The following is a 14,597-nucleotide window of genomic DNA, read 5'->3' as shown; positions in this document are numbered from 1 at the left end:
CAAGCCCGCAGCACCTAGTCGGACAGGCCCAGTTCCTTGTCGAGAAACTCGAACACCTCGTCGGGCGTCGCCGAGCCGAGTTCGACCTCGCCGCCCTCGGCTTCCGCTCCGCCCTGCTTCGTGATCCACGCTGACAGGATCGTCTGCAGCCGACGCGTGATCCGGTCCTCCATCTCCTGCCCGGCCGCCGGTTTCGTCAGCGCCGCCTCCAGCCGGTCCAGCTCGTCCAGCACCGGGACCCCGGCCGCGTCGTCGCCGACGAGCCCGGACCGCAGCCAGGCGGCCACCGCCACCGGGGTGGGGTAGTCGAAAATCAACGTAGTCGGGACCCGCAGCCCGGTGGCGGTGTTCAACCTGTTCCGGATCTCCACCGCGGTCAGCGAATCGAAGCCGAGTTCCTTGAACGCCTGGCTCGCCCGCACCGCGTCCGCCGACGGGTGGCCGAGCACCACCGCGGCCTCCGCGCGCACCAGATCGGTGAGCAGCCGTTCCTGGTCGGCCCGTTCGAGCCCCGCCAGCCGCCGGGCGAGGTCGCCCGCTTCCGGCGCGGCCGCGGCCGGAGCCGCGGCCAGCTGCCGCATCTCGGGCAGGTCCCGCACCAGCGGGCGCTGCGCCAGGTTGGCCAGCCGGCTCCAGTCCACGTCCATCACCGTCACCACGGCATCGGACCCGTCGAGCGATTCGCCCAGCGCCCGCACCGCCAGGCGCGGATCCATCGCGGGCATCGGCAGCCGCTTCATCCGGCTCTTGATCGCGTCCTTGGACTCGGCGAGACCGCCGCCGCCCCACAGGCCCCACGCCACCGACAGACCGCTGAGGCCCCGCGCGCGCCGGTTCTCCGCCACCGCGTCCAGGTAGGCGTTCGCCGCCGCGTAGTTGCCCTGCCCGGCCGAGCCCAGCGTCGAAGCCGCTGAGGAGAACAGCACGAACGCATCCAGATCCAGCTCGGCGGTCAGCTCGTCCAGGTGGCCCGCGCTGGTGGCCTTGGCCGAGAGGACCTTCTCGAAGCGCGAGGTGGAGAGCCGGTCGATCACGCCGTCGTCGAGTACGCCGGCGGTGTGCATCACCGAGGACAGCTCAGGTCCGGTGCGCCCGATCCAGTCGAGCACCCCGGCGACCTCGGCCCGCTCGCCGACGTCGCAGGTCAGCACGTCCACCCGGCTGCCCTGTTCGGCCAGCCCCGCCGCCTGCGCCGCGATGCCCGCGGCCGAGGAGCCGGACCGGCTGGTGAGCACGAGCCGCTCGGTGTCGCGTTCGGCCAGCCACTGCGAGACGTGCCCGGCGATCGCGCCGGTGCCGCCGGTGATCAGCACGCTGCCGCGCGGCCGCCACGAGGACCCGCCTCGCCGCGGGCGTCCTGCCCGCGCCATCCGGCGGCCCAGCACCCCGGACCGGCGGAGGGCGACCTGGTCCTCGTCGCCGTCGGCCAGCACCGCGGCCAGCCGCGCGCCCGCCCGCTCGTCGATCTCGGCGGGCAGGTCGAGCAGCCCGCCCCAGCGGTCCGGGTGTTCGAGTCCGACGACCCGGCCCAGCCCCCACACCTGCGCCTGCACGACGCTCGAGGGCACCTCGCCGGGCGCGGCCGCGACCGCCTGGCTGGTCGCCAGCCACAGCGGCGCGAGCACCCCGGCGTCGCCCAACGCCTGCACCAGGCCCAGCGTGGCGGCGAGTCCGGCGGCCACCACCGGATGGTCCGGCAGCGGAGCTTCGTCGAGCGCCAGCAGCGAGAGCACCCCGGCGATCGGCGCGCCGTCGACGGCCTGGTCGAGCACCGGCGAAAGCTCGTGCCGGGCGGCGTGCCCGGCGGGGATCTCCGCGACCACGACCTCGGCGCCCCGTACGGTCAGCGCTGCGGCGCAGTCCCTCCGCAGCGTCTCGGCGAAGCCGCCTTCGGGGACGACGAGCAGCCAAGTTCCGTTCAGCAGCACGGAATCGGGTTCCGGCAGGGGCGCCCACGACATGCGGTAGCGCCAGCTCGCGGTCACCGACTTCTCCTGGTCCCGACGCCGCCAGGACGCCAGCGCGGGCAGCACCGCGCTGAACTGCTCCTGGTCCTCCAGCGCCAGGGTGTCGGCGATCTGGGCCAGGTCGCCGCTCTCCACCGCCGCCCAGAATTCGGCTTCGGCCTGCGAACCATCGCCGCCGCGCACCGCGCCGGCGGCAGCCGCCCCGGTCGGCCAGTAGCGGTCGTGCCGGAAGGCGTAGGTGGGCAAGGCGATCCGCTCGGCGACCGGGAGCACCGCGGTCCAGTCCACCCCGGCTCCCGTGACATACGCCTGCGCCAACGAGGTGAGCATCCTGGTCGCGCCGCCGTCGTCGCGGCGCAGCGTCGCGCACACCGCGGCCGGTTCCGTGCCGGGGGCGGCGTCCGCGGCGGCCTCCTCCAGCGTGTCGGTCGTCGCGCCGAGCAGCACCGGATGCGGGCTGACCTCGACGAACAGCTGGTGTCCCTCGTCGGCCAGCGTCCGCACCGCACGGTCGAAACGCACGGTGGCGCGGAGGCTCGCGTACCAATACCCGGCGTCGAGTTCTTCGCCGGTAAGGGTTTCGCCGGTCATCGCCGACACCATCGGGACCCGGCCACGACGCGGCTCGATCCCGGCCAGCACCGCACGGATCTCGTCTTCCAGCCGCGCCACCTGCGCGGAGTGCGAGGCGTAATCGACGTCGACCATCTTGGCGCGCACGCCCTCGGCGTCGAGTTCGTCCTTGAGCTCCGCGAGCGCTTCGGGAGTGCCGGAGACGACCACGGCGGCCGGGCCGTTGACCGCGGCCAGCGCGAGCTGCTCTCCCCAGCGGGAGATCCGCTGTTCAACCGCCGCGGCGGGCAGCGTCACCGACAGCATCCCGCCCGCGCCCGCAAGCACTTTCAGCGACTTCGAGCGCAGCGCGACAACCCGCGCGCCGTCCCGCAGGGACAGCATCCCGGCGACGGTGGCGGCCGCGATCTCGCCCTGCGAGTGCCCCACCACCGCATCCGGCGCTACTCCGGCCGCTTCCCACACCGCGGCCAGCGAGACCATCACCGCCCACAGCGCGGGCTGCACCAGGTCCGCGGTGCGCAGTTCGCCGGAGAGCACCTCCGTCAAGTTCCAGTCGGCGAACGGCGCCAGTGCCCGCTCGCATTCGGCGAGCCGGGCCGCGAAGACCGGGCTGGCCTCCGCCAGTTCCCGGCCCATGCCCGCCCACTGGGAGCCCTGGCCAGGGAAGACGAACGTCACCGCGCCGCCGGGGCTGGCCGTTCCGGCCACCACCGTGCCGGTGGTGCCTCCGGTCGCCAGCTCGTGCAGTCCGGCCAGCAGTTTCGTCCGGTCCTCGCCGAGGACGACGGCACGGTGCGCGAACGCCGAGCGGGTTGTCGCCAGCGACCACGCCACGTCGGCGGGGTCGGTCTCCGGCTGCGCGGCCGCCCATTCGCGCAGCCGGCCAGCCTGTCCGACGAGGCCCTCCGCGGAGCGGCCGGACACCAGCCAGGCACCGGGTCCGCGCAGCAGGGGCTCGGCGTCCGGACGCGGTTCGGCGTCCTCCGGCGGGGCCTCCTCGAGGATGATGTGCGCGTTGGTGCCGCTGATGCCGAACGAGGAAATCCCGGCCCGGCGCGGCCGTCCGCCGGAAGGCCAGGCCATCGGTTCGGCGAGCAGTTCGACCTGCCCGGCCGTCCAGTCGATCTGCGAGGACGGCTCGGCCGCGTGCAGGGTTTTCGGCAGCTGCTCGTGTCCCAGCGCCAGCAGCATCTTCATCACGCCCGCCACGCCGGCCGCCGCCTGTGTGTGGCCGATGTTCGACTTCACCGAACCCAGCCACAACGGGCGGTCGCGGTCTTGACCGTAGGTGGCCAGCAACGCCTGCGCTTCGATCGGGTCGCCGAGTTTCGTGCCGGTGCCGTGTGCCTCCACCGCGTCCACTTCGGACGGCGAAAGGCCGGCGCTCGCCAGCGCCGCGCGGATGACCCGCTGCTGCGACGGACCGTTCGGCGCCGTCAAGCCGTTCGAGGCCCCGTCTTGGTTCACCGCGGAACCCCGGACCAGCCCCAGCACCGGATGCCCGTTGCGCCGCGCGTCGGAGAGCCGCTCCACCACCAGCATGCCGACACCCTCGGCCATGCCCATGCCGTCGGCCGACTCGGCGAACGCCTTCGACCGGCCGTCCGCCGCCAGACCGCGTGCCTGCGAGAAGGCGACGAACCCGTCCGGGCTGGCCATGATCGTGGCTCCGCCGGCCAGCGCGAGGGAGCACTCCCCCGCGCTCAGCGCCTTCGCCGCCAGATGCAGCGCGACCAGCGACGAGGAACACGCGGTGTCCATCGTGACCGCCGGGCCTTCCAGCCCGAAGAAGTACGACAGGCGGCCCGAAAGGACGCTGGTCGCGTTGCCGGTCATCAGGTGGCTTTCGGCACCCTCGAACTCCGCGCTGCCGTCCAGACCCGCCGCCGCGTAACCCGAGCCGTAGCCGCCGATGAAGGCGCCGGTCTGGCTGCCCGACAGGCTCGCCGGGTCGATGCCGGAGCGTTCGAACGCCTCCCAGGACACCTCCAGCAGCAGCCGCTGCTGCGGGTCCATCGCCAGTGCCTCGCGCGGGCTGATCCCGAAGAACCCGGCGTCGAAACCGATGACGTCGCGGACGAAACCGCCTTCCTTGGTGTAGGTGGTCCCGGCCTGCTCGGACTCCGGGTCGTAGAGCTCGTCCACCGGCCAGCCTCGGTCGGCCGGGAAGGATTCGATCGCGTCGCCGCCGGAGGACAGCAGCTCCCACAGCTCCTCCGGGCTGGCAGCGCCGCCGGGGAACCGGCAGGCCATGCCGACGATCGCGATCGGCTCGTCCGTTCCGGCCCGCCGCGCGGCCGGGGCCGGGTGCGGTGCGGACAGGTCGCCGATCAGCTCGCCGCGCAGCGAAACGGCCAGCGCGGCAGGCGTGGGGTGGTCGAAGATCAGCGTGGCGGGCAGCCGCAGCCCGGTTTCGGCCCGCAGCCGGTTCCGCAGTTCCACCGCGGTCAGCGAGTCGAAGCCCAGATCGGTGAACGCGCGGTCGGCGCCGATCGAAGCCGCCGAGGCGTGCCCGAGCACCGCGGCCACGTGCGCCAGCACCAGCTGCCGCAGCATCCGGTCGCGTTCCTGGCGAGTGGCCGCGGCCAGCCGCTTGCGAAGGGAGTCGCTGTCAGCAGCCGGGGCCGAAGCAGCGGTGCGCCGCGCGGGAGCACCGGCCAGCGCCCGCCACAGCGGCGGGACGTCGGCGCCGCGCAGGGCCGCCACGTCCAGGCGGACCGGGATGAGCACGGCGTCTTCGGTGGCCAGCGCCGCGTCCATCACCGCGAGACCCTCGTCGGCGCCGAGCGCGGTGACGCCGGAGCGGCTGATCCGCGACAACGACTGTTCGCCGAGGTCGCGGCCGATGCCCGCCTCGTGCACCCACGGGCCCCAGGCCAGCGAAGTGCCGGTCAGGCCCGCTGCCCGGCGGTGTCCGGCGAGCGCGTCGAGGAAGGTGTTGGCGGCGACGTAGCTGCCCTGTCCCGGCGCGCCGAAGGTCGCCGCGGCCGAGGAGAACAGCACGAACTGCCGCAGGTCCAGGTGCCGGGTGAGTTCGTGCAGGTGCCAGGCGGCGTCGGCCTTCGGGCGCAGGACCGCGGACAGGCGGTCGGCGGTGAGCCCGGCGACCAGGCCGTCGTCGATGATCCCGGCGGCGTGGAAGACCTCGCCGAGCGGGCAGTCCTCTCCGACGGTGTCCAGCAGCGCGGCCAGCGCGTCGCGGTCGGCCGCGTCGCACGCGACGATCCGGACCGCGGCGCCCAGTTCCGCCAGCTGCGCGGCGCGCGCGGCCGCTCCGGCGGCGGCCGGGCCGGACCGGCTGGTCAGCAGCACTTCCTGGGCTCGGCCGGTGCGCACCAGATGCTGGGCGACCAGGCCGCCGAGGGTGCCGGTGCCGCCGGTGACCAGCAGCGAACGGGGGCCGCCGGGGCCCGCGTCGGGTCGTTCAACCGCCATCGCGTTGCCAGACGAACGGACCACGCGGCGTCCGAAGACGCCGTTCTCCCGCAACGCCAGCTCCGGTTCCTCCCCGCCGAGCACGGCGGGGAGCGCGGCGATTCCGGCGTTTTCGGTGGGCAGATCCACGAGGACGAACCGGCCGGGGTTCTCCGCCTGTGCCGAACGCAGCAGCCCACGGACGGCGGCCGCGGCGAGATCGGCCACGGCCTCGCCCGGGGCGACCGCGGCGCCGGACCGGGTGACCACCACCAGCCGCGCCGCGTCCAGGCGCGGTTCCTCCAGCCAGTCCTTGACCAGTCCGAGCGCCGCCGCGGCGGCGGTGTGCGCGGCTTCGGGCATCGAGCCGGTCCCGGCGACGCTGGTGAGCACGATCGAGGGAACGGGGTCCGCGGCCGCCAGTCCGGCGAGGTCCGGGTAGGTCTGCATCGGGAGGCCCGCGACGGTCGGCTCTTCGGCCAGGCCGAAGGGGTCGTCGCCGAGCACCGCCCAGGCACCGGCCGGGATCGCGGCTTCGGCGGCCGGGGTCCACTGTTCGGCGAACAACAGGCCGGACGAAGCCGGTTCGGCGACCGCGGGCGCGGACACCGGACGACTGGTCAACGAATCCACCGTGACCACCGGAGCACCGGCGGGGTCGACGGCGACCAGCGAAAGATCGCCGCGCCGACCGCGCCCGACTTTGGCGCGCAGCACCGAAGCGCCCTCGGCGTGGAGTTCGACGCCGGTCCACGCGAACGGCATCCGGACCTCGTCGCCGGAGTCCTCCAGCAGCGCGGCGTGCAGGGCGGCGTCGAGCAGCGCCGGGTGCAGGCCGAACTGATCCGCTCGGCCCGCCACCGACTCCGGCAGCTCGATCTCGGCGAACACGTCCTCGCCGCGCCGCCATGCCGCGCGCAGGCCGTGGAACGCCGGACCGTACACATCGGACAGTTTCGCGGCGTAAAAACCGTCGACGGCCAACGCGGTCGCGTCCGAAGGCGGCCAGACGCCGAAGTCCTCCGACACCGCGGGCGGGGCGGACGCGGCCGCCAGCACGCCGGTGGCATGGCGGGTCCACTCCCCCGCGGAACCGTCCGGGCGGGAGAAGATCTCCAGGTTCTCGCGGTCCGCGGCGACGACGACCTGGATCCGCACCGCACCGCCGTCGGCGGGCAGCACCAGCGGGGCCTGCAAGGTCAGTTCTTCCACCTTGTCGCGGCCCACCTGGTCGCCCGCGCGCACCGCCAGCTCCACGAATCCGGTGCCGGGGAACAGGATCACGCCGCCGACGGCGTGGTCGGCCAGCCACGGCTGAGTACGTGTGGAGAGCCGGCCGGAGCACACCGTCGCGCCGTCGGCGAGTTCCATCGCCGCGCCGAGCAGCGGGTGCCCGACCGCGGACAATCCCAGCGCGGCCGGGTCCGTGCCGCCGTGGGGCGAGAGCGAAAGCATGCCCTGCGGCCAAAACCGCTCGTGCTGGAAGGCGTAGGTAGGCAACTCGACCCGGTTCCCGACGGGCAGCACCTTCGTCCAGTCGACGGTCACGCCGTGCACGAAAGCCTCGGCGAACGAGGTGAGCAGCCGGACCGCGCCGCCGTCGTCGCGCTGCAACGTGCCGCAGACCGGGGCGGTTCCCGACTCGGCGTCGGCGGCCAGTTCGTCCAAGGTGTCGTTCATCGCGCCGAGCAGGACCGGGTGCGGGGTCACCTCGACGAACATCCGGTTCCCGCTGCCCGCCACCGTCCGGATCGCGCGGTCGAACATCACCGGCGCACGCAGGCTCTCGTACCAGTAGCCGGCGTCCAGTTCCTCGCCGGTCAGGGTCTCCCCCGTCATCGCCGACACCATCGGCACCCGGCCACGCCGCGGCTCGATCCCCGCCAGCACCGCACGGATCTCCGCTTCCAGGCTCTCCACCTGCACACCATGCGACGCGTAATCCACCGCCACCATCCGTGCCCGGATGCCCTCGGCATCCAGTTCGGACTTCAGTTCGGCCAACGCCTGCGGCTCACCCGAAACGACCACCGCGGCCGGACCGTTCACGGCCGCGAGCGACAGTCGATCACCCCACCGGCCCAGCCGCTCCTCCACCACACCGGCCGCCGCGCTGACCGACAGCATGCCGCCTAGACCCGCCAACACCTTCAACGACTTCGAGCGCAGCGCAACAACCCGCGCACCGTCCTCAAGAGACAGCATCCCCGCAACAGTCGCCGCCGCGATCTCGCCCTGCGAATGACCGACCACCGCCTCCGGGCGCACCCCAGCCGCCTCCCACACCGCAGCCAGAGACACCATCACCGCCCACAACGCAGGCTGCACCACATCCGCCGTCGTCAACTCTTCGGCCAACACCTCGGACAGCTTCCAGTCCACAAAAGACTCCAAAACCGCCTCACACTCCGCCAACCGCGCCGCGAACACCGGACTCACCCGCGCGAGCTCCCGGCCCATGCCGAGCCACTGCGAACCCTGCCCGGCGAACACGAACACCGGCCGGACACCGGTCCGCGCCGACCCGGTCACCACCGCACCCGAGGGCGAACCCGCCGCCAGATCCGTCAAACCGGTGCCGTCGCCGATCACCACGGCCCGGCGTTCGAACACCGACCGCGTCGTCGCCAACGACCAGGCCACGTCCTCCGGACGCGTCTCCCGCCCGGTCAGCCAGTCGTCCAGGCGACGCGCCTGTGCGGCGAGTCCCGGCTCGGTCCGGCCGGACAGCACCAGCGCACCCGCGCCGGACACCACCGGAGCCGTCGCTTCCTCCGGTTCGGCCGGCACCGCGGCCGGCGCGTCCTCCAGGATGATGTGTGCGTTGGTGCCGCTCATCCCGAACGACGACACGCCCGCGCGGCGCGGATGACCGTTGACCGGCCACGGCGCGTTCTCGGTCAGCAGGCGAACGTCGCCCGCCGCCCAGTCCACATGCGACGAAGGCGTCTCGGCGTGCAGCGTGCGCGGAATCTCGTTGTTCCGCAACGCCAACACCATCTTGATCACCCCGGCCACACCGGCCGCCGCTTGGGTGTGGCCGATGTTGGACTTGACCGAACCCAGCCACAGTGGACGATCCCGGTCCTGGCCGTACGTCGCGAGCACGGCCTGCGCCTCGATCGGGTCGCCCAGCGTCGTGCCCGTGCCGTGCGCCTCCACGACGTCCACATCGGACACCGTCAGCCCGGCATCGGCCAACGCCGCCCGAATCACTCGCTGCTGCGAAGGACCGTTCGGCGCCGTCAACCCGTTCGACGCACCGTCCTGGTTCACCGCGGAACCGGCCACTACAGCCAGAATCGGGTGCCCGTTGCGCTGTGCGTCGGAAAGCCGCTCCACCACCAGCACGCCCGCGCCTTCGGCCCAGCCGGTGCCGTCCGCGTCGTCGGAGAACGCCCGGCACCGCCCGTCGGCGGAAAGGCCCTGCTGGCGCGAGAAGTCGATGAACATGCCCGGGGTCGCCATCACCGTGACGCCACCGGCCAGCGCCAGCGAGCATTCGCCGGAGCGCACCGCTTGCGCGGCCAGGTGCAGGGCGACCAGCGACGACGAGCACGCGGTGTCGATGGTGACCGCGGGGCCTTCCAAGCCGAGGACGTAGGAGATCCGGCCGGACAGCACGCTGGTGGCGTTGCCGGTCAGGCTGTGCGCTTCGACCCCGCTTTCGGTGGCCAGGTTGAGGCCGTAGCCGGAGATGTAGCCGCCCGCGAAGACGCCGGTGGCGCTGCCCTTGAGCTTCGCCGGGTCGATCCCGGCCCGCTCCAGCGCCTCCCACGAGGTCTCCAGCAGCAGCCGCTGCTGCGGGTCCATCGCCAGCGCCTCGCGCGGGCTGATCCCGAAGAAGTCGGCGTCGAACCCGGCGGCGTCGGCGACGAACGCGCCCTGCGCCACATAGGAAGTGCCCGCATTTTCCCGGTCGGCGTCGTACACGCTGTCGAGGTCCCAGCCGCGGTCGGCGGGGAAGTCCCCCACCGTGTCAGTGCCGGAGGCCAGCATCTCCCAGAACTGCTCCGGAGTGCTGGAACCGCCGGGGAACCGGCACGCCATGCCGACGATCGCCATCGGCTCGTCGGCAGACGACACGGCGGCGGGCGCGGCGGCACCGATTTCCGGGTGCTCGCCGAGCAGTTCGGTCCGCAGGAACGCGGCCAGCGCTTCCGGGGTCGGGTGGTCGAACACCACCGTCGCGGGCAGCCGCTCGCCGGTCGCCGCCCCCAGCCGGTTGCGCAGCTCGACGGAAGTCAGCGAGTCGAAACCGAGGTCCTTGAACGCCCGCCGCTGCTCGATCGGGTCCGCCGAGGCGTGCCCGAGCACGATCGCCGCTTCGGTGCGGACCAGGTCGGTGAGCAGTTCGTCCTGGTCGGCGGGGCTCAGCCCGGTCAGCCGCCGCACGAGTTCGCCGGTGGCGGGCGGCTGCGCGGCGACGGCGGGAAGACGTCGGATCGCCGGCAGGTCCCGCAGCAACGGCGCGGTCCGCAGCTCCGCCGGGAGCTCGGCCACGTCGATGTCCAGCACGGTCTGCACCGGTTCGACCCCGCGCAGCGCCTCGCCGAGGGCGCGGACCGCGAGCTGCGGCTCCATCGGCCGCATGCCGCCTCGGCTGGTCCGGGTGCGCGCGGCCGCGCTGGAGTCGGCGAAGCCGCCGCCCGCCCACGCGCCCCACGCCACGGCCAGCGCGGGCAGTCCCCGCGCCCGACGGTGCTCCGCCAGCGCGTCCAGGTACGCGTTCGCGGCCGCGTAGTTGCCCTGTCCCGCCGCGCCGAGGGTCGAGGCGGCCGAGGAGAACAGCACGAACTCGTCCAGTTCCAGTCCGGCGGTGACCTCGTCCAGCAACGCCGCGCCGCGGGCTTTCACATCCAGCACGGCGGCCAGTCGCGCGGGCGACAGGTGTTCGAGCACGCCGTCGTCGAGCGCCCCGGCGGTGTGCAGCACGGTGCTCAGCTCGGGGCCGATCCAGGCGGCCTGCGCGGTCAGCGCCGCGCGGTCGGTCACGTCGCAGGCCAGCACGTCCACCCGCGTGCCCTGCTCGGCCAGCTCGGCGACCAGCGCCGCGACTCCGGCGGCCGGGCCGGAACGGCTGGTGAGCACCAGCCGACGCGCGCCGTTTTCGGCCAGCCAGCGGGACACGTGCCCGGCGAGCGCGCCGGTGCCGCCGGTGAGCCACACGTCGCCACGCGGCGTCCACGGCTCGCGCGAAACCCGTCCGGCGTGCACGAGACGGCGGCCCAGCACCCCGCCGTCTCGGAGCGCGACTTCGCGCTCAACGCCCCCGGCGAGCACCGAGACCAGTCGCGCGGCCGCGCGCTCGTCCAGCGTCTCCGGCAGGTCGAGCAGCCCGCCCCAGCGTTCCGGGTGCTCCAGGCCGACAACCCGGCCCAGGCCCCAAGCCTGCGCCTGCACCGGATTCGCAGCACCGTCCGCCACCGCGCCGCGCGTGGCCACCCACAGCGGCGCGCTGACCTCAGCCAACGCCTGGACGAGCCCGAGGGTCGCGGCCAGTCCGCCGGCGACGGAGGGCAGTTCGGGCAGCGGGTTCTCGTCCAGCGCGAGCAACGACAGCACGCCCGCCGGCGCGGAGTCCAGCAGCGCGCCGAGCGCGTCCCGCGCCACGACACCGGCGGGGACCTCGATCACCTCGACCTCGGCTCCCGCGGCCGACAGCGCGTCGGCATACGGCCGCGTGCCGACGCTCTCCGGCGCGACAAGCAGCCAGCGTCCGGAAAGAGCCGCCGGAGCGGGCTCGGGCAGCGCGGTCCACTCGGTGCGGTAACGCCAGTCGGCGATGGTCGAGCGGTCCTGTTTCCGGCGGCGCCAGGACGCCAGCGCGGGCAGGAGCACGTCGAGGTGCTGCTGGTCGTCAAGCCGGTCGTCAAGGTCGAGTTCCCCGGCGAGCCAGTCCAGATCGCCCTCGTCCACCGCGGTCCAGAACTCGGTGTCAGCGGCAGCCGACGGCGTCAGCGAGATGATGCCGTCGGGCCAGTAACGCTGGTGCTGGAAGGCGTAGGTGGGCAGCTGCGCGCGGTTCCCCTGGGGAATCAGCGTGCTCCAGTCGACACTCACCCCCTGTACGAAGGCCCGCGCCAGCCCGGCGATCAGGCCGGTGCCGTCCTTGCGCTGCAACGGCACGAACGCCGCATCGGCCGGGCTGAGCGCGGACAACGAACCGTCCGGCCCGACCTCCAGGAACACCGAAATCCCCTGCGCCACAAGGGACTCCACCGCCTCCCCATACCGCACCGCACCCCGCGTCTGCGCGGGCCAATAGCCCGCCTCGCACTCCGTCAGCACTTCACCCGTCAACGCACCCGCCCACAACAGCTCCGGACGCGCATACGTGAGCCCTTCAGCCACTTCGCGCAGCTCATCCAGCACCGGATCCATCGCCGCCGAGTGGAACGCATGACTCACCCGCAGCCGCCGAACCCGGTTCCCGCGCTCCTTCCAGAGCGCGACAAGCTGGTCGACCGCCTCAGTCTCACCGGAAACCACCACCGACTCCGGCCCATTCACCGCCGCTATCGACACCCCATCGACCAGCGTCTCGGCCACCTCGGCCTCCGGCGCGTTGATCGCCGCCATCGCACCACCCACCGGCAACGCCTGCATCAACCGAGCACGCGCCGCCACCAGACGGCACGCATCCGACAGAGACAACACGCCAGCCGCGTGTGCCGCGGCGACCTCACCCACCGAATGCCCCACCACCGCATCCGCCCGAACCCCCGCGGCGCGCAACACCTCGAACAACGCCACCTCAAAGGCGAACAACCCAGCCTGCGCGTAAAGGGTCTGATCACTGCCCGGCGTCCCCGGATCAAGCACCACATCCCGAACCGAAACACCCAGCTCCAGCTCCAACAAACCCGAAACCCGGTCAAAGGCCTGGGCGAACACCGGGTTCGACTCATGCAGTTCCCGGCCCATGCCCGCCCACTGCGAACCCTGGCCCGCGAACACCAAACCGACCCGAACACCCGGATCCGCAACCCCGGACACCACTGAACCCGACGACACTTCCCCGATCAGGCTGTCCAGCCCGCCCGCCAAATCCTCGCCCAGCACCACGGCCCGGTGCTCGAACACCGACCGCGTAGTCGCCAACGACCACCCGACATCCACCGGATCCAGCCCACGCCCGGCCACCCACCCGCGCAACCGCCGAGCCTGCGCGGCCAGCCCGTCCGCGCTGCGACCCGACAACACCCACACGGTCGGCTCATCTGTCACGACCACTTCGACGGGCTCCTCCGCCGGAGCCTCCTCGACGATGATGTGCGCATTGGTCCCGCTGATACCGAACGCCGACACCCCCGCCCGCCGGACCCGCTCACCCCGTTCCCACGCCACGTTCTCCGTCAACAACCGGACCTCGCCCGCCGTCCAGTCCACATGGGACGACGGCGTCTCAGCGTGCAACGTCCGCGGAAGCTCGCCGTGCTGAAGGGCGAGCACCGCCTTGATCAGCCCCGCCACCCCCGCCGCGGCCTGCGTGTGCCCGATGTTCGACTTCACCGAACCCAGCCACAAGGGACGATCCCGGTCCCGCCCATACGTCGCCAACAACGCCTGCGCCTCGATCGGGTCACCCAGCTTCGTCCCGGTGCCGTGCGCCTCCACCACGTCCACATCGGACGCCGACAACCCGGCATTCGCCAATGCCGCGCGAATGACGCGCTGCTGCGAAGGACCATTCGGCGCCGTCAAACCATTCGACGCACCATCCTGATTCACCGCCGAACCCCGCACCACAGCCAGCACGCGATGGCCGAGCCGCTGCGCCTCCGACAGCCGCTCCACCACCAGCACCCCGGCGCCCTCGGCCCAGCCGGTGCCGTCCGCGTCCTCGGAGAACGCCCGGCACCGCCCGTCCGCGGACAGTCCTTGCTGCCGGGAGAACTCGACGAACGTCCCCGGCGACGGCATCACCGTGACACCACCGGCCAACGCCAGCGAGCACTCTCCCGACCGGACCGCATACGCGGCCAAGTGCAGCGCGACCAGCGACGACGAACACGCGGTGTCGATGGTGACCGCGGGCCCTTCCAGGCCGAGCACATAGGACACCCGCCCGGACAGCACGCTGGTCGAGTTGCCGGTCATCAGGTGGCTTTCGACACCCGAATCCGCCTGGCCCGACATCGAAACACCGATGCCGTACCCGGAGGCGAAGGCGCCCGCGAAGACACCCGTGGCGGTGCCCTTGAGTTTCGCCGGGTCGATCCCGGCCCGCTCCAGGGCCTCCCACGAGGTCTCCAGCAGCAGCCGCTGCTGCGGGTCCATCGCCAGCGCCTCGCGCGGGCTGATCCCGAAGAACGCCGGGTCGAACTCCGTGGCGTCGCTCAGGAACGCGCCCTGCGCGACGTAGGAGGTGCCCTCGTGCGCCGGGTCCGGGTCGTAGACGCTGTCGAGGTCCCAGCCGCGGTCGGTCGGGAAGCCGCCGACCGCGTCGGTCCCGGCCGACAGCAGCTCCCAGAACTCCTCCGGCGTGGTCACCCCGCCGGGGAAGCGGCAGGCCATGCCGACGACGGCGAGCGGTTCGTCGGCTCGTTCCCGGACCTCGCGCAGCCGCGCCCGTGCGTCTTGCGCGTCCGCGATGGCCCGCTTCAGGTAACTCCGCAGTTTGTCGTCAGACACGGT

Annotated in this window: 1 protein-coding gene; it reads right to left on the bottom strand. The window is 72.9% G+C overall.

The genetic code is table 11. The features are described from left to right. Positions 1–14: 14 nt before the first annotated feature. Entirely contained in the window at positions 15–14,594 is a 14,580-nt protein-coding gene (locus tag ACLJRM_RS21065; protein ID WP_410664039.1) for a type I polyketide synthase, read from the bottom strand. Between the last annotated feature and the right edge of the window lie 3 nt (positions 14,595–14,597).

Source organism: Amycolatopsis sp. lyj-84 (assembly GCF_046549075.1).
In the GTDB taxonomy this organism is placed as follows: Bacteria; Actinomycetota; Actinomycetes; order Mycobacteriales; family Pseudonocardiaceae; genus Amycolatopsis.
The sequence above is the reverse complement of the archived record's forward strand: the minus strand, read 5'-3'. Positions and strand labels throughout refer to the sequence as shown.